This window comes from Nocardioides marmoriginsengisoli (assembly GCF_003725695.1).
In the GTDB taxonomy this organism is placed as follows: domain Bacteria; phylum Actinomycetota; class Actinomycetes; order Propionibacteriales; family Nocardioidaceae; genus Marmoricola; species Marmoricola marmoriginsengisoli.
The window spans coordinates 1,531,123-1,547,193 of the sequence record NZ_RJSE01000007.1 but is presented as its reverse complement, the minus strand read 5'-3'; the positions used below and the strand labels follow the sequence as shown (position 1 = coordinate 1,547,193).

General features: G+C 71.2%; 14 protein-coding genes. 7 read left to right on the top strand and 7 right to left on the bottom strand.

What is annotated here, in order from left to right; translation table 11 throughout:
- Window positions 1-2 precede the first annotated feature (2 nt).
- Window positions 3-587 carry an LURP-one-related family protein gene (locus EFK50_RS15960; RefSeq protein WP_246004175.1) on the bottom strand — a complete coding sequence of 195 codons (585 nt, stop codon included), beginning with the start codon at window positions 585-587 and terminating at the stop codon, window positions 3-5.
- A 36-nt stretch (window positions 588-623) separates the two neighbouring features.
- Between EFK50_RS15960 and EFK50_RS15955 the strand changes: the two genes are divergently transcribed.
- Complete coding sequence (locus EFK50_RS15955; RefSeq protein WP_123228485.1) at window positions 624-962, top strand: DUF2568 domain-containing protein; 339 nt, start codon at window positions 624-626, stop codon at window positions 960-962.
- Here the strand turns inward: EFK50_RS15955 and metG are convergent.
- Window positions 959-2,752, bottom strand: a complete 1,794-nt coding sequence (metG, locus tag EFK50_RS15950; protein WP_123228484.1) for a methionine--tRNA ligase — start codon at window positions 2,750-2,752, stop codon at window positions 959-961. The two genes, EFK50_RS15955 and metG, sit on opposite strands and share 4 nt — an antisense overlap.
- Before the next feature lie 51 nt (window positions 2,753-2,803).
- Complete coding sequence (locus EFK50_RS15945; RefSeq protein ID WP_123228483.1) at window positions 2,804-3,424, bottom strand: mycothiol-dependent nitroreductase Rv2466c family protein; 621 nt, start codon at window positions 3,422-3,424, stop codon at window positions 2,804-2,806.
- A gap of 202 nt (window positions 3,425-3,626) precedes the next feature.
- Between EFK50_RS15945 and EFK50_RS22240 the strand changes: the two genes are divergently transcribed.
- Window positions 3,627-3,767: a hypothetical protein gene (locus EFK50_RS22240; RefSeq protein ID WP_183407857.1), complete on the top strand. Its 141-nt coding sequence runs from the start codon at window positions 3,627-3,629 to the stop codon at window positions 3,765-3,767.
- A gap of 166 nt (window positions 3,768-3,933) precedes the next feature.
- Here the strand turns inward: EFK50_RS22240 and EFK50_RS15940 are convergent, their stop codons facing one another.
- A complete protein-coding gene (locus EFK50_RS15940; protein WP_123228482.1) occupies window positions 3,934-4,125 on the bottom strand; it encodes a hypothetical protein in 192 nt (63 codons plus the stop codon).
- Between EFK50_RS15940 and EFK50_RS15935 the strand changes: the two genes are divergently transcribed.
- Both EFK50_RS15935 and EFK50_RS15930 read left to right on the top strand, forming a co-directional pair.
- Complete coding sequence (locus EFK50_RS15935; protein ID WP_148046201.1) at window positions 4,124-4,591, top strand: peptidylprolyl isomerase; 468 nt, start codon at window positions 4,124-4,126, stop codon at window positions 4,589-4,591. The two genes, EFK50_RS15940 and EFK50_RS15935, sit on opposite strands and share 2 nt — an antisense overlap.
- Before the next feature lie 6 nt (window positions 4,592-4,597).
- Window positions 4,598-7,261, top strand: coding sequence for a peptidase domain-containing ABC transporter (locus EFK50_RS15930; protein WP_123228480.1), 2,664 nt, complete (start codon window positions 4,598-4,600; stop codon window positions 7,259-7,261).
- A 1-nt stretch (window position 7,262) separates the two neighbouring features.
- Here the strand turns inward: EFK50_RS15930 and EFK50_RS15925 are convergent, their stop codons facing one another.
- Window positions 7,263-8,810, bottom strand: a complete 1,548-nt coding sequence (locus EFK50_RS15925; RefSeq protein WP_123228479.1) for a CHAP domain-containing protein — start codon at window positions 8,808-8,810, stop codon at window positions 7,263-7,265.
- Between the two features lie 177 nt (window positions 8,811-8,987).
- Here EFK50_RS15925 and pepN point away from each other — a divergent pair, with 177 nt between their 5' ends.
- Window positions 8,988-11,534: an aminopeptidase N gene (pepN, locus tag EFK50_RS15920; RefSeq protein ID WP_123228478.1), complete on the top strand. Its 2,547-nt coding sequence runs from the start codon at window positions 8,988-8,990 to the stop codon at window positions 11,532-11,534.
- Window positions 11,535-11,640: 106 nt separating this feature from the next.
- On the opposite strand, the gene EFK50_RS15915 is transcribed toward pepN, so the two are convergent.
- Together EFK50_RS15915 and ctaJ are read right to left on the bottom strand one after the other, a co-directional pair.
- On the bottom strand, window positions 11,641-12,027 hold the full coding sequence (locus EFK50_RS15915; RefSeq protein WP_123228477.1) for a DUF5130 family protein: 387 nt from the start codon (window positions 12,025-12,027) through the stop codon (window positions 11,641-11,643).
- Complete coding sequence (gene ctaJ / locus EFK50_RS15910) at window positions 12,014-12,418, bottom strand: aa3-type cytochrome oxidase subunit CtaJ (protein ID WP_148046200.1); 405 nt, start codon at window positions 12,416-12,418, stop codon at window positions 12,014-12,016. The genes EFK50_RS15915 and ctaJ overlap by 14 nt, the downstream gene beginning before the upstream one ends.
- A gap of 61 nt (window positions 12,419-12,479) precedes the next feature.
- Between ctaJ and EFK50_RS15905 the strand changes: the two genes are divergently transcribed.
- A complete protein-coding gene (locus EFK50_RS15905; RefSeq protein WP_246004174.1) occupies window positions 12,480-13,478 on the top strand; it encodes a mechanosensitive ion channel family protein in 999 nt (332 codons plus the stop codon).
- Between the two features lie 80 nt (window positions 13,479-13,558).
- On the top strand, window positions 13,559-16,066 hold the full coding sequence (locus EFK50_RS15900; RefSeq protein WP_123228475.1) for an SCO7613 C-terminal domain-containing membrane protein: 2,508 nt from the start codon (window positions 13,559-13,561) through the stop codon (window positions 16,064-16,066).
- Window positions 16,067-16,071: the final 5 nt, after the last annotated feature.

The window sequence follows — 16,071 nt, the reverse complement described above, 5'->3', positions numbered from 1 at the left end:
GCTCAGCGCCCCATCAACGCGTCCAGAGCCACCGTCATCGCCGCGGCCAACCGGAAGTCCAGCCGCGGGTCGGGCACCTGGACCTGGTACCGGTCGCGCATCGAGAACTGCCGGTCGACGTGCATCACCGGGCGGCCGGCCTGGTCGACGAAGTCGAAGTGGAAGGTGAAGGGCAGCTCGATGAAGCGCCGGATGATCGCGATCGCCTGGTTGCGCTCCTGGCCGATCGCGTCCAGCCCGTGCGGGCCGTTGAGGTGGAAGGTCGAGCGCAGCAGGCTCTTGCCGAAGTCCTTGCGGAAGAAGCCGATCGCGTCGCCGCGCTCGTCGTACACGTCGTAGCCGGAGGAGAGGTCGATGACCTGGCGGGCCTTGAAGGAGAACACCGCCCGGGTGCGCTGCTCGTCGGAGTAGAAGGTCACCTGCTCCTTGAACGCCATCCGCTTCTGCTGCGCGAACGCGATCAGGTCGCCCGGACCGCCGTCGGGTCCGACCCCGCGGATCTCGTAGCGGTTCACCATCAGGGTGAGCTTCTGCTTCATGAAGAAGGCGGGCAGGTGCATCGGCGGCTCGTGCTTGGGCTCGGTCACGGGGTAAACCCTAGTTCCTGGTCCTAGGCTGCGAGCATGGCGATCTTCGGTTGGTCCGTGCTGTTCCTGGTCTTCGTCGACGAGCTGCTGGCGATCTCCGCCGCGGCGACGTGGGGCGAGTACCAGGGCGGCACCCCGCTGGCGATCGCGGCCGCACTCGCGGTGGTCGTCGTCTGGTACCTGTTCGCCTCGCCCAAGGCCCGGTACGGCGGCCGCTGGGTGCGCCCGGTCGTCAAGGTGCTGGTCTTCACGCTCGCCTCGGTCGGCCTGTGGGTCTCCGGGCACGAGACCCTGGCGATCGCCTACTTCGCGTTCTCCGTGCTGATCAACGCGCTGGCGCAGCTGCCGTCCATCAAGGTGCTGGTCACCGACTAGGAGTCCAGCCGGGCGAGCTCCTCCTCGATCACCGACGGGTCCAGCTTGGTGAACACGGGCGTCGGCTTGGCGACCGGGGTGCCGACCACGAGCGGACGCCGCTCCCACGCCGGTACGCCGGTGTAGTCACCGGTGAGGATCGGGTAGCCCGCTCCCCCGTCGAGGTCGTCGGCCTCGACGATCCGCGGCATCGGCGCGATCTCCCCGCTGCCGCCGAAGGTCGCGTCGACGGCGTTCGCCGAGAACGGCAGGAACGGCGACAGGATCAGGTTGAGGTCGGAGACGCACTGCGCGATGACGTGCAGCACGGTGCCCAGTCGCTCACGGTTCTCCTCGCCCTTGAGCTTCCACGGCTCGGTGTCGGTCACGTACTTGTTGACCTCGCCGACCAGCCGCATCGCCTCGCTGATCGCCGCCTTCTGCCGGTGCCGCCCGATCAGCTCACCGACCGCGCCGAACCCGGCGTCGACGGCGGCCAGCAGCTCGGCGTCCTCGGTGGTCAGCGCGCCGGCCGGCGGGATCGCCTCGAAGTTCTTGTTGATCAGGGTCGCGGTCCGGTTGACCAGGTTGCCCCAGCCGGCGACGAGCTCGTCGTTGGTACGCCGGACGAACTCGGCCCAGGTGAAGTCCGAGTCCTGGTTCTCCGGCCCCGCTGCCGCGACGAAGTACCGGAACGCGTCCGGCTGGTAGCGGGACAGCAGGTCGTGGACGTAGATCACGACCCGCTTCGAGGAGGAGAACTTCTTGCCCTCCATCGTCAGGAACTCGCTGGAGACGACCTCGGTCGGCAGGTTCAGCTCCCCGTACGCGTGCAGCGAACCGCCCTTGTCGCCCTTGCCGGCGTAGGCCAGCAGCTCGGCCGGCCAGATCTGGCTGTGGAAGGTGATGTTGTCCTTGCCCATGAAGTAGTAGCTCAGCGCCTCCGGCGAGTTCCACCACTGCCGCCAGGCCTCGGGGTCGTCCCCGCGCCGGGCCCACTCGATCGACGCCGACAGGTAGCCGATCACCGCGTCGAACCAGACGTAGAGCCGCTTGGTCGGGTTGTCCCGCCAGCCGTCCAGCGGGATCGGGATCCCCCAGTCGATGTCCCGCGACATCGCCCGCGGCCGGATGTCCTCGAGGATGTTCTGGCTGAACTTGATCACGTTGGGACGCCAGGTCCCGCTGGCCTCGCGCTCGTCGAGCCAGGTCTTGAGCGCCTCGGCGAGCGCCGGCAGGTCCAGGAAGAAGTGCTGGGTCTCGATGAACTCCGGAGTCTCGCCGTTGATCTTCGAACGCGGGTTCTTCAGGTCGGCCGGGTCGAGCTGGTTGCCGCAGTTGTCGCACTGGTCGCCGCGGGCGCCGTCGTACCCGCAGATCGGGCAGGTGCCCTCGATGTAGCGGTCCGGGAGCGTCCGGCCGGTCGACGGCGAGATCGCGCCCTTGGTCGTCCGCTCCAGGAAGTAGCCGTTCTCGAAGACCCCGGTGAACAGCTCCTGGACGACCGCGGTGTGGTTGCGGGTCGTCGTCCGGGTGTAGAGGTCGTAGGAGATCCCCAGAGCGGCCAGGTCACCGGCGATGATCCGGTGGTTCTGGTCGGCCAGCTGCTGCGGCGTCATCCCGGCCTCGTCGGCCGCGATCAGGATCGGGGTGCCGTGCTCGTCGGTCCCCGAGACCATCAGCACGTCGTGGCCCGCCATCCGCATGTACCGGCTGAACACGTCGGAGGGAACGCCGAAACCGGCGACGTGCCCGATGTGCCGGGGCCCGTTCGCGTACGGCCAGGCAACGGCGGAGAGGACTCGGGTCATGACGTTGATCCTAGTGAGCGGCGGCGGCGTGCCTGTACCGCCCCGACCGCCCTAGCTGAAGTCCAGCTCGCCCGTGCGGGTGCGCTTGAGCTCGAAGAAGTGCGGGTACGCCGCCAGCGCGACCGCGCCGTCCCAGAGCTTGCCGGCCTCCTCGCCGCGCGGGATGGCGCTGAGCACCGGCCCGAAGAAGGCGGTCCCGTTGATCGCGATCGTCGGGGTGCCGACGTCGTCGCCGACCTGGTCCATGCCCTCGTGGTGCGACGCGGCGACCGCCTCGTCCAGCGAGGAGTCGTCCATCGCGTCGGCCAGCTCGGACTCGAGGCCGACCTCGGCCAGGACCGCCTCGATCATGTCCCGGTCGATCGGCAGCTTCTGGTGGTGGATCCGGGTGCCGAAGGCGTTGTAGAGCGGGAACAGCACCTCGTCGCCATGCTTGGCCGACGCGGCGATCAGCACCCGCACGGGGCCCCAGGCCGGTGCCAGCAGCTCGCGGTACTGCTCCGGGATGTCCTTGTCCTTGTTCAGGTACGCCAGGCTCATCACGTGCCACTTCACGTGGACGTCGCGGACCTTCTCGACCTCGAGGATCCAGCGAGACGTGATCCAGGCGAACGGGCACAGCGGGTCGAACCAGAAGTCTGCGGTTCCGGTCGCGGCGTCAGAAGTCGTCATGACTGCCGCAACCCGGCGCCGCCGACCGGTATTCCCACGAGCACCACCACAAAAGCGACGTTGCGGAACAGAACGCCGGGCCGGCAACAAAAACGTAACGCCGACCCGCCGTCCGTCCGTTGTAAATCGCGGGGACCGCGCCTACAAAGAGAGAGCACCTACCCGGGCCCCCAGTCCGGGAGACAACGAGATGGGGTACCTCATGAACACCTTCAAGGACCTTGCACCCACCGAGACCGACGCCTCCGGTGTCGTCGGCGGAGCGGCCTTCCTGGACATCGGACCGGCCGTGATCGCCCTCGTCGGCGGCATCCTCGTGACCGTCTTCGGCCACATCGACTGACCCTGCTCAACGACCGCCGGGTCTTCACCGCGAACGGCGTCGTCTTCACGGTCGCCGACCTCGTACGACGTGCGCGGGTCGGCGACCGCGGAGCAGCCGTCACGGCGGCGAGCGCGGAGCGCGCCGAGGAGGACTTCCGCAGAGCGCGCGGCCTGCTGACCGCAGATCAGCTGGAGGCATGGCTGGCCGCGTGGGACCTCACCGGTGACGACTTCCGGAGCTGGACCCGGGACGCAGCCGCCGGCACCTCCACGGCGTCCGACTGGTGCACGCTGCTGTGCTCGGGCACCTTCGACGCGATCACCGCGGAGGTGGTGAGCGCCGCCGCGGCCGCCTGCGAGCTCGGTGCCGCCCCCATGGACGCGGCCGGCTTCGACCCGGCCGGCTGGACCGACCGGCTGATCGGTGCGAGCACCACGACCGAGGCGCTGACCTCGGCGATCGAGTCGCGTCGACTCGACTGGACCCACCTGGACACCCTCAGCGTCACGACCGAGCGCCGCGAGGTCGCCGAGGAGCTGCGCCACCAGGTCCTCCACGACGGAGCCGACCTGCGCGACGCCGCCCGCCGGGCAGGGACGTCGGCGCAGGAATCCGCCGACGTCCTCGGCAGCATCGGCGCGCCGAACCTCCGCGCCGCTCTGGCGGGAGCCCGCACCGGAGAGCTGGTCGGACCCGTCCAGGCCGATCCCGGCTGGGCCCTCGTCACCGTGGTCGCCCGCACCGAACCGACGCTGGCCGACCCGGCGACCCGGGGTCGTGCCGAGGCCGTCGTCCGGGCCGACGCCCTCTCCCGGGCCGTGGCGCGGCACATCGGGACCTGAGCAGCGATGGATCTCGGATCACGCCTGCCGGCCGGGCTCCTCGACCTCGACGACGCCCCGTTCGAGGTACGCCGGCTGATCGCCGGGGCTCTCGGCGCCGCGCACCACGACCTCGGCGACGAGCTCGTGACGGAGGGCGCCGTCCCCGACACCGTCCACATCGTCGTCCGCGGCCGGGCCCGGGCGAGCGCTCGCGGTCACGACGGGGCCGAGGTCCAGCTCGGGCTGCTGGGGCCCGGCGCACTGATCGCACCGGAGGCGGCCGCCCGGGAGCCGTCACCGGTGAGCGTCCGCGCCACCGGGCCGCTGCAGACGCTGACGTTGCACGGCACGATCGCGAGGTCGCTGACCAAGCTCTGGCCACCGACCGGAGCGGCCTTCCGCGACGCCACGATCGCGCCCCCGCCGGAGCGGCGCCGCCGGCGCCGGCACGCGCGGCTCCCCGATCCGCCGGCTTCCGATCCCGTTGGCGCCGCGCCCCCGGCGGCGGAGACCGCGTCCAGCGACGACTGGGCGCCCTTCCGCTCCCGCAAGCGCCCCCGGGTGCCGCAGGTCTTCGCGCTCGACCAGATGGACTGCGGCGCGGCGGCACTGGCAGCGATCTGCCGCGCCTTCGGCCACCCGGTCAGCCTGGTCGCGGTCCGGGAGGCCGTGTCGTCGGCCTCGGACGGCACCAGCCTGCTCGGCCTCCACCACGGCGCCCAGGCGCTGGGCCTGACCTCGGCGATGACGACGGTCTCGCCGTCGCGCCTCGACGAGCTGCCCCTCCCGGCGCTCTGCCACGTCGACGGCAACCACTGGGTGGTGCTCGACAAGGTCGACCGCAAGCAGGTCCGGGTGATGGATCCGGTCGGGTCCTCCGGGTCGCTGAGCCGGTCGGCCTTCGAGGAACGCTTCACCGGCTTCGCGCTGCTGACGGCACCCACCGAGAAGCTGGCCGAGGCACCGGTCGCATCCTCCGGCGGACCGTTCTTCCGGCCGTTCCTGCGGGCCGAGTGGCCGGCGATCACGATCGCCACCCTCTGCGGGATCGGCATCGCCGCATCGACCCTCGCGGTACCGCTGTCCAGCAAGTGGGTGATCGAGAAGGTCATCCAGCGCGACGACACCGCCTCGCTGCTCCCGGTGATGCTGATCGTGCTCGGCGTCCTCGGGCTCGCGGCCGGCCTCACCGTGGTCCAGCGGTACGTGATCACCCGCGCGGCGCTGCGGATCGACCGGGCCAGCCTCGACCGGGTCGCCGAGACGCTGCTCGCCCTCCCGGTGACGTTCTTCGCGAACCGCAGGACCGGCGACATCGAGCGCCGGCTCAACGGCCTGCGCGAGGTGCGCAGCTTCTTCCTGACCCGTGGGGTCGGCGCCTTCGTGGCACTCTTCCAGGTCGTCGGGGCCTGGGCGATCATGGCGCACTGGGACGTCCGGCTGCCGGCCGTCTACCTCGTGGTCGTCCCGTTCTACCTGGTGCTGATGTACATCTCGCGGCGCAAGCTGCGCCCGGCCTTCCAGAGCCTCGAGGAATCCTGGGGCCGCTACAAGTCCCGCCAGATCGACGCGATCCGCGGGATCGACACGGTGAAGGCCACCGGCGCCGAACCCCAGCTCCAGCGACGCCTCGCCGGCCAGTTCGACGACCTCGCCGGCCGGCTGTTCAGTGCCGACTTCACGATCATGCTCTACGAGGGCGCGCTCGCGGTGGTGGCGCTGGTGCCGCTCGCGCTGGCGATCTCCTACGGCTCCTACCAGGTCGTCGAGGGCACCATCCCGATCAGCGAGTACGTCCCGTTCCTGTCCCTGGTGATGCTGACCAGCGCGCCGCTGACCCAGCTGCTGTCGCTGTGGGACGTCTTCCAGCAGGGCCGGGTGCTCCTCGACCGTCTCGGCGAGTTCGTCGACCACCGGCCCGAGCAGGTCGGCGAGGGCATCGCGCCGGCACCGGGCGACGGCCGGGTCCGGTTCGACCGGGTCGGCTTCCGGCATCCCGGCGCGACCGGCCGGCGGGTGCTGGACGACATCACCCTGCAGGCGGGCCCCGGCGAGACCGTCGCGATCGTCGGGCGGTCGGGCGCCGGCAAGAGCACCCTGCTGCTCCTGCTCGCCGCGCTGCTGCAGCCCGAGTCCGGCACGATCACCTGCGACGGCGTCGACCTCGCCGGCATCGACCTGCGAGCGCACCGGCGCCGCCTCGGGATCGTGCTCCAGGACAGTCACCTCTTCGACGGCACGATCGCGGAGAACATCGCCGTCGGCGCGGACGAGGTCGACCCCGAGCGGCTCGCGCGGGCGGCTCGCGCGGCGACCGCGGACGACTTCGTACGCCGGTTGCCGCTCGGCTACCAGACCCGGGTGGGCGAGCGCGGCACCCGGCTCTCCGGCGGCGAGCGGCAGCGCATCTGCGTCGCCCGCGCGCTCTACCGGGACCCGACGATCCTGCTGCTCGACGAGGCCACCAGCGCCCTCGACGCCGAGTCCGAGGCGGCCCTGCAGGCGAGCCTGCGCGCGGCAGCCGCGGATCGCACGGTCTTCGTCGTCGCGCACCGGCTCTCGACGGTCCGCGACGCCGACCAGATCCTGGTCCTCGACGCCGGCCGGGTGGCCGAGCGCGGCACCCATGCCGAGCTGCTGGAGCGCCGCGGCCTCTACTTCGAGCTCGCGGCCGACCAGGTCGGCTGACCTACTTGATCGTGAAGGTCTTGGTCAGGCTCCGGGCCTCGACCCGGTACGAGCCGAGGTAGCTGACCGTCAGCGGCCGGTTGCCGGCGTACAGCCAGTCCGGGGAGAAGGTGACCTTGCCGCGGACCAGCGGCAGGGTGCGCTTGGTCCCGGCCCGGTTCGTGAGCACCACGTCGCCGCGCACCGGGCTGACCCCGTTGGCCAGCACCGTGACGGTGACCGAGCGGTGCGCCTTGGACTTGACGTAGATCCGGGCGAGCGAACGCACCGCCGTCCGCGGCTTGAGAACCCGGTCGATCGGGGTGTAGCCGAGCTTGGAGTAGCGGACCTGCACGCTGAGCCGGACACCCGGGTCGGTCAGCGTCGGGGTGTACGACGCGGCGGTCGCACCCGGGATCGCCTTGCCGTCGCGGAACCACTGGTAGGTGGTGGTCACGTCGGTCGGATCGGTCACGCCCGGCTTGACGCTGAGCGCGCGGCCGACGTACGGCGAGCCGGAGAGCACCGGCTCCTTCCCGACGCTGAGCTTCTCCGGACCGACCGCGGTGGTCGCCTCGGAACGGGCCTGCGCATCCGTGTAGCCGGGGCGCGAGCCCACCGAGACCACCCGGATCGCCTTGCCGAGCTGGGCCGGCTTGAGGGTGAGGGTGGCCTTCGAGCCGCCCGGGATGTAGACGCCGTTGGCGAACCAGGCCCACTTCGACGCCGACGGCGCCGGTGCCCAGGTCGGTGCCGAGGCGGCCAGCACCGCGCCGACCTTGGGGATGCCGCTGATCACCGGGGTCGCCGCGACGTCCATCGTGCCGGGCACCGTGGCCGCGGTCGCCTTGGAGACGCTGCTCCCGGTCCGGTAGCCGGACTTGCTGGCGGTGACCTTGACCGTGAACGCCGCGCCGACCTGGGTTGCCGACGGAACGTACGACGAGGCCGTCGCACCGGCGATCGCCTTGCCTCCGGCGAGCCACTGGTAGGCGTAGCTGGCACCCGTCTTGCTCCAGGTGCCCGGCTTGGCCGTCAGCTTCTTGTCGACCTGCGGCGTTCCGACGACGGTCGGCGGCGCGGTCGCGGTGATCGCCTCGTCGACGAGGTGGATGAAGCCGGTCGGCCAGCCTCCACCGGCCCGGACGATCTTGCGCCAGTCGAAGTCACCCCGGTAGTGGTCCTCGGAGATGATGATCGTGTTGGCGTCGATCACCTGCTCGACGTACGCGACGTGGTTGCTGCTCCACCACGCGACGGAGCCGACCGTCGGCGTCTGGTTGGTCTTGGACTTGAAGACGACGCCCCAGTTGCGGGCGTCACCGCTGCCCGACCACGGACGGGTCTCGGGCATGCCGGCCTTGATCATCCGGTAGGCCATGTAGTTGGTGCAGTTGTGGCCGGAGTACATCCGCCACCACATCTTCTTGTAGTTGGTCGGGCCGTAGCCGAAGCTGCTGTACCCGGCCTTCGCGCACGCCGTGAACCCCTTGCAGAGGAGCGTCGAGGTGGCCTGCGCGGACGGGGCCGTCACCAGCAGCCCGAGGAGCAACCCGAGCAGGGTCGCCACGAGGGCAGGGAGGCATACGCGACGGGACGGCACATCCGTACGCTAGAGCAACTTTCGTCACTCTGACTACCACCTTCACCAAACTACAGCGCTGCGACACGCCGTTACACCGCTGTCATTCTTGAACTTCCTCTGCCCTATTTCTGACGCTTCGGCGCGGGTGAGAGGATGCGTCGCATGCCAGGAACCAACCTCACTCGCGACGAGGCGCAGACCCGCGCCCGGTTGATCGACGTCGACTCCTACACCATCGAGCTCGACCTCACGACCAGCGAGACGACCTTCGCGTCCACGACCACCATCGAGTTCACCTCGACCCAGCCCGGCGGCAGCACGTTCGCCGACCTGGTCGATGCCGAGATCCACGAGATCACCCTGAACGGGGTCTCCCTGGATCCCGCCCAGGTGTACGCCGACAGCCGGATCCAGCTCGACGGCCTGCACGTCGAGAACGTGCTCGTCGTCCGTGCCGACTGCACCTACAGCAACAGCGGCGAGGGCCTGCACCGGTTCGTCGACCCTGCCGACGACCGGGTCTACCTCTACAGCCAGTTCGAGGTGCCGGACGCGCGCCGGGTCTACACGACCTTCGAGCAGCCCGACCTGAAGAGCGTCTTCACCTTCCACGTCACCGCACCCGAGCACTGGAAGGTCGTCTCGAACGCGCCGACCCCGGAGCCCTCCCCCGCCGGCGCCGGCAAGGCGGTCTGGAGCTTCGCGACCACCAAGAAGATGTCGACGTACATCACCGCGCTCGTCGCCGGTGAGTACTACGAGGTCCAGGACGTCTACGAGGGCAAGTTCGGCACGATCCCGCTGGGCCACTACTGCCGCCAGTCGCTGGTCGAGTTCCTCGACCGCGACCGCGAGGAGATCGTCAAGCTCACCAAGCAGGGATTCGCCTTCTTCGAGGAGGCGTTCGACTTCCCCTACCCGTTCGAGAAGTACGACCAGCTCTACGTCCCCGAGTACAACATGGGCGCGATGGAGAACGCCGGCGCCGTGACGCTGCGCGACGAGTACCTCCCCCGCAGCCGCCAGCCGCGCTCGTTCTACGAGTTCCGCTGCAGCGTGATCCTGCACGAGATGGCGCACATGTGGTTCGGCGACCTGGTCACGATGAAGTGGTGGGACGACCTCTGGCTCAACGAGTCCTTCGCCGAGTGGGCCTGCTACCACGCCGAGGTCGAGGCCACCGAGTTCACCGACTCCTGGACCGGCTTCGCCAACGCCCGCAAGCAGACCGGCTACCGCCAGGACCAGCTGCCCAGCACGCACCCGATCGCGGCCGACAACTACGACCTGCACGCGGTCGAGGTCAACTTCGACATGATCACCTACGCCAAGGGCGCCTCGGTGCTCAAGCAGCTGGTCGCCTGGGTCGGGCTGGAGCCGTTCCTGGCCGGCCTGCGCCAGTACTTCAAGGACCACGCGTACGGCAACGCCGAGTACACCGACCTGCTGGCCGCGCTGGAGAAGTCCTCCGGTCGCGAGCTCCAGGGCTGGGCGACGGAGTGGCTGCAGACCGCCGGCGTGAACACCCTGACGCCGGAGTTCGAGCTCGACGCCGACGGCGGCTACACCTCGTTCTCGGTCCTCCAGACCGCCGACCCGGACTGGCCGACGCTGCGCCGGCACCGGATCGGCATCGGCCTCTACGACCTGGTCGAGGGCCGGCTGGTCCGCCGTACGGCGATCGAGACCGACATCGAGGGCGCCTCCACCGCGATCACCGAGCTGGTCGGCCTCCGGCAGCCCGACCTGCTGCTGCTCAACGACGAGGACCTGGCCTACGCCAAGATCCGGCTCGACGAGCGGTCGCTGGCGACCGTGGTCGACGGCCTCGGCAAGCTGGACGACTCGCTCGCCCGGGCTTTGTGCTGGGGCGCCGCCTGGGACATGACCCGGGACGCCGAGATGTCGGCCACCGACTTCGTGCAGCTGGTGCTCGCGAACATCGGCTCGGAGACCGACGCCTGGGGCATCAGCCGGATCCCGATGTACGCCGCCCAGGCGGCCAACTCCTTCTCCGCGCCGGCCAACCGGGCAGCGCTGAAGGATCGCTGGGAGCGCGGCCTGCGCACCCTGCTGACCGAGGCCGAGCCGGGCAGCGACGCCCAGCTCACCTTCGCCCGGACGTACGCCGGCGCGGCCGTGAGCGACGGCGCCCTGACCGAGCTCGAGCAGCTGCTCGACGGGTCGCTGGCCTTCGACGGCCTGGCCGTCGACCAGGACCTGCGCTGGACGCTGATCGGCGCCCTCGCCCGGGCCGGCCGCGGCGACGCCCGGATCGACACCGAGCTCGCCGGCGACAACACCATCTCCGGCCAGGAGAAGGCCGCCGCCGCCCGGGCCGCACGCCCGACCGCGGAGGCGAAGGCTGAGGCCTGGCAGGCAGCCGTCGTGGCGACCGACACCGCCAACGAGACGCACCGCTCGATCGTGGGCGCGTTCAACGCCCACGACCAGGACGACGTCCTGACGCCGTACGTCGCGAAGTACCTGGAGGCAGCCGAGACGCTCTGGGAGCACCTCGGCACCCACAAGGCGTCGGTGGCCCTGGAGGCCCTGTTCCCGCGTCAGCTCGCCTCGGCGGAGCTGCTGACCCAGGTCGACGCCTGGCTCTCCACGACGACTGCCAACCCCGGCGCGAAGCGCTACATCGCCGAGGGCCGCGCCGACGTCGCCCGCTACCTGAAGGGTCAGTCCAAAGACGCCCGTTGAGTAGGCCCGTTCTGCAGCACGAGTAGGCCCTTCTTGCGCGCCAGCGGCCCGGTCACCTGCGTACCGCGGGCCACGAGGGCCTACTCAAGGAACGGAAAGGGCCTGCTCAACTACTGCTGTGCAGGGTCTCCGGCTGGCGGGCGGCGTCGGCCAGTTGGTTGACCCCGCGCGTGATACCGCCGACGAGGTCACCCTGGGCGAACGCGGACTCCATCGCGGCCGCGGCGAGGCGGACGGCGTCGTCCGCGAGCACCCGGCGTACGACGGACCCGGTGACGATCTCCAGCAGCCGCGCCGCCGGGTCGACCATGATCAGGACGCTGCGCGCCGGGGCGATCAGCGAGGCGTGCAGGCGTTGCGCGAAGGCGCCGTGGTCCGACTCGGCAGCGCCGACGAAGACCGAGAACTCGTAGCGGCTGACGGTCTCGGCGGCGCGAATCGCGCGGTCGATCTCGTAACGCTGGTCGGCGGAGAAGCCGTCACCACTTGCCACTGGTGCCACCTCGGTCGGCCTCGGCCGCCTCGATCTGCTTGTCGGTCAGCTCCTCGGCGGACTCGACGCCCTTGCGCGGGCCGCCGAACCACTCCGGCTCCGAGCGCCAGGCCTGACCGGGCTCGTAGCCCTTGTCCTTGATCATCGACGGCAGCGCCGCGAGCAGCGCGATCACCGCGAACAGGCCGACCGGGATCAGCACCAGGACGACCAGGAACTCCAGGCCGGAGACGTGCGGAGCGTCGTCCCACGCGGCCGGGGTGTCCGCGACAGCGGCCACCGGCAGCGACACCAGGGCGACCATGCCGACCGCGAACGCGATCACGGCGCGACGCGCCCGGGTCCGGGATGAGGCGGTACGGGTCTTGTCCTGGGCCTGGCGTGTGCTCACACACCGAAGGATACTCAGTGCGGCGCCGGTCGAGCACCTCAGCACCCGTTATGGTCGCCCCATGTCCGTCGCACAGAGCCTGATCCCGATGACCGACACCTGCATCCGGGGCGGCGACGAGAGCTGGACCTGTGCCGCGGTCCTCGACTGGACCGGCAACAAGGACCTGGCCCACGCGGCCGGCTGGCTGATCGGGAAGCCGTTCGCGATCCTCTGGCTGGTCATCCTCGGCCTGGTGGCCCGCTGGCTGCTGCTCAAGCTGATCGACCGCCTGGTCAACCGGGCGATCGGCGGCGTGGTGCCGACCAAGCTCGCCAAGGGCCCCCTCGGCGGCTTCGCGGATCCGGGCGGGGAGCCGGGAGCCCACCGCCGGGTGCAGCGCGCCCGGACCATGGGCAGCCTGCTCAAGAGCATCGTCACCGGCCTGATCTTCGTCGTCGTGCTGATGATGGCGATCTCCGAGCTCGGCTACGACATCGCGCCGCTGATCGCCAGCGCCGGCATCGTCGGCGTCGCGCTCGGCTTCGGCGCGCAGAGCCTGGTGAAGGACTTCCTCTCCGGCATCTTCATGATCTTCGAGGACCAGGTCGGCGTCGGCGACACCGTGAACCTCGGCGAGGCCAGCGGCACGGTCGAGGCGGTCAGCCTGCGGGTGACCCGGCTGCGCGACGTCGACGGCACCGTCTGGTACGTCCGCAACGGCGAGATCCTCCGGGTCGGCAACCAGTCCCAGAACTGGTCGCGCTCGGTGCTCGACGTCACCGTCGGGTACAAGGAGGACATCGCGAAGGTCCGCCGCCTCCTCAAGGAGGTGGCCCACGAGCTGGCCGACGACAAGAAGTTCCGCGACCAGATCATCGAGGAGCCGGACGTCTGGGGCGTCCAGTCCCTCGGCCCCGACTCGGTCGTGGTCCGGGTGACCATCAAGACGATGCCGCAGCAGCAGTGGAAGATCCTGCGCGAGATGCGCGAGCGGGTCAAGGCCCGGTTCGATGCCGAGGGCATCATCATGCCGCTCCCGCAACGGGTGGTCTCGCAGGACCCGACCAAGCCGCAGTAGGCGCCCCTGAGCACCCGTACTCAGGCCGGCTGAGTGCCGGCGCGGATGCTCCACGGCCGGCCGCGGCCGACGATGAGGGCATGAGCAAGCTCCTCGATCCCCTCGCCTGCCCGGACTGCCGCTCGCTGCTGGACCCCTCGTCGGTCTGCACCGGATGCGGCCTCGCCCTCATCGGACCGGACGCCTCGGCGCTCTGGCAGCACCTGATCAGCGCCGACCGGCTGATCGAGAGGCTCCGTCTCGCACCGGCGTTAGCGGCAGCGCCGGCAGCACCGGCGCCACCGATCAGGACCCTCGACCTCCCCGCCGCCCCGCCGCGCGCGTCGTCGACCCAGCCGTCGGCCGCTCCCCCGCGGGTCTCGACGTTCTCGGCCCAGGTGGTCCTGCTCGCCGTCGGCGGGCTCTGCCTGCTGGTCGCGGCCGCGGTCTTCGTCGCGGTGAGCTGGAGCGACCTCGGCCTCGGCGGCCGGACCCTCGTGATGACCGCGATCACCCTGCTGGTCGGCGGCATCGCGGTGGCCCTGACCCGGCGCGGGCTGCGCGGCGGCGCGGAGACGCTGTGGCTGCTGACCGGGGCTCTCGTCGCGATCGACGTCGTCGCCGCCCGCTGGGCCGGCCTGATCGACGACCTCGCTCCTCGGCACGTGGCCGCCCTGCTCGGCGGGATCCTGCTGCTCGGATCGACCGCCGTCGCCGCGTGGGCCACCACGACCGCCACCCGCCGACTGAGCGGACCGGTCCTCGGCGCCGGCCTCGGCGCCCTGCTGCTGACCGCTACCGAGGCCTGGGCCGCCGACCGGGCCGAGGTGGCGACCGCGATCACCGTGCCGCTGCTGCTCGGCACGGCAGTCCTGCTCGGGGGCTCGTTCGCCGGCCGGTTGCGTCCGCTCGGCTATGCGGTCGGCACGATCGGCGTCCTGAGCTGGGCGATCCTGGTCGGCCAGGGCCTCGACCGGACCGGGATCGACGCCGCCGACTGGTGGCAGCACCTCCGCGGGTGGCCGCTCCTGGTCGCCGCACTCTGGGCCGCTCCCTGGGCCGCCGCACCGACTGCCGTGCGGCGGATCCCGGAACCCGTCCGGTACGTCGCCGCGTCCGCCGCTCTGCTCAGCCTGGTCGCCTTCACGCTCGGTGGGACCCTGGACGCCGATCCCCAGACGATGCTGCTCTCCGGCGTGGCCCTGAGCCTGGCCGGGGTGGCGGCGATCGCACCGCGGGTCTGGGCACGGCCCGCCGCGGCGATGACCCTCGGTGCCGGCCTGACCGCCGGCCTCCTCACCGCGAGCCGCCCCCTCGACGTTCTCCTGCAGCTCCCGACCACCGGTCCCGCTTTCGCACTGAACCTGGGCGAGCAGCTGCCGCGGACGACCTGGGAGGTGGCGTCCTGGACCGCCCCGCTGATCGCGACGGTCGCCGTCCTGACCGCGCTGAGCCTGATCCGGCACCTTCCCGAGGCGGCCCGAGCCGAGGCCCGGACCGCGTGGCTGGTCGGCGCCCCGGCAGTGGTCGCGCTCGGCCTGGTCACCGCCGTCCTGGAGCAGGGCCCGACGCTGCTCCCGGCGGTGCTCACCTGGGCCGCCCTCACCGCGGTCGCGGCCGCCCTCGCCGTCGCCGGCCGGAACACACCGGTCGCTCTGGTCGGCGGCCTCGTCGTCACCGCCTACCTGGTCGCCGTCGGAATCAGGCTCGCGGTGCCCTCGCACCTCCTGGTCGGCCTGTTCGCCACCCTGGTTGCCGGAGTCCTCTCCGCAGCCGCGACCCGGACCCGCGCCGATCGCCTCGACGGCGTCCTGGAGCCGTTCCTGGCCGGTGCGGCCGTCGTCCTGGCCGGCTTCGCGGCCACGCACTGGCCCTACCTGGCGCACGCGACCGGTGACACCGCCGCCCTCACCCTGGCGCTGCTGATGGCCGCCGTCGGCCTCGCCGCGGCCCCGATCGGCCGGACCCCGGCCACCCGGGTCACCCTGGAGCTCACCGCACTGCTCTGCGCGCTCACCGCACCGTTCTTCGCGAACTCCGACGTCGTCGTCGCCCTGACGCTGAGCGTCACCGGTTCGGCCGTCGCCCTGGTCTCGATCCTGAACCGCGACCGGGACCGGCTCTCCTGGCTGGCCGCGGCGCTGCTCGCGGTCGCGACCCTGTACCGGCTCGCCGACGGCGCAGTCGCGCCCGAGTTGTACGCCGTCCCGGCCGCCGCCGTCCTCGTCACCGCCGGCGTCTGGAGGCTGCTTCGCGACGAGCCGGTGAGCAGCTGGCGCGCCCTCGGCAGCGGACTGACCGTCGGCCTGGTGCCGAGCCTGCTGCTCACCCTGGAGGACCCGGTCTCGGTCCGGGGCGCGCTCGTCGCCGCTGCCGGAGTGGCCGCGCTCGCCGTCGGTATCCGGCAGCGCTGGGGAGCTCCGTTCCTGGCCGGCGCGGCGGTCGTGGGGATCCTGGCGGTCCGCCACCTCGGCCCCGAGGCCGCGGCGCTCCCCCGGTGGATCTCGCTGGGCTCGGTCGGCGTGGCGCTGCTGCTCGTCGGGATCACCTGGGAGGCCCGTCGTCGCGACGCGGTGGCGGCGGAGCGGTACCTGGCTGACCTGCGTTGAACCCG

Bases quoted from the DNA above. Each gene is read 5' to 3' on its own strand.
- EFK50_RS15940 (WP_123228482.1), bottom strand. From the start codon at position 4,125: ATGGGGGCGGCACCGAGCTCGCAGGCGGCCGCGGCGGCGCTCACCACC.
- EFK50_RS15930 (WP_123228480.1), top strand. From the start codon at position 4,598: ATGGATCTCGGATCACGCCTGCCGGCCGGGCTCCTCGACCTCGACGAC.
- EFK50_RS15945 (WP_123228483.1), bottom strand. From the start codon at position 3,424: ATGACGACTTCTGACGCCGCGACCGGAACCGCAGACTTCTGGTTCGAC.
- EFK50_RS15935 (WP_148046201.1), top strand. From the start codon at position 4,124: ATGGACGCGGCCGGCTTCGACCCGGCCGGCTGGACCGACCGGCTGATC.
- EFK50_RS15905 (WP_246004174.1), top strand. From the start codon at position 12,480: ATGTCCGTCGCACAGAGCCTGATCCCGATGACCGACACCTGCATCCGG.
- pepN (WP_123228478.1), top strand. From the start codon at position 8,988: ATGCCAGGAACCAACCTCACTCGCGACGAGGCGCAGACCCGCGCCCGG.
- EFK50_RS15900 (WP_123228475.1), top strand. From the start codon at position 13,559: ATGAGCAAGCTCCTCGATCCCCTCGCCTGCCCGGACTGCCGCTCGCTG.
- EFK50_RS15955 (WP_123228485.1), top strand. From the start codon at position 624: ATGGCGATCTTCGGTTGGTCCGTGCTGTTCCTGGTCTTCGTCGACGAG.
- metG (WP_123228484.1), bottom strand. From the start codon at position 2,752: ATGACCCGAGTCCTCTCCGCCGTTGCCTGGCCGTACGCGAACGGGCCC.
- EFK50_RS22240 (WP_183407857.1), top strand. From the start codon at position 3,627: ATGAACACCTTCAAGGACCTTGCACCCACCGAGACCGACGCCTCCGGT.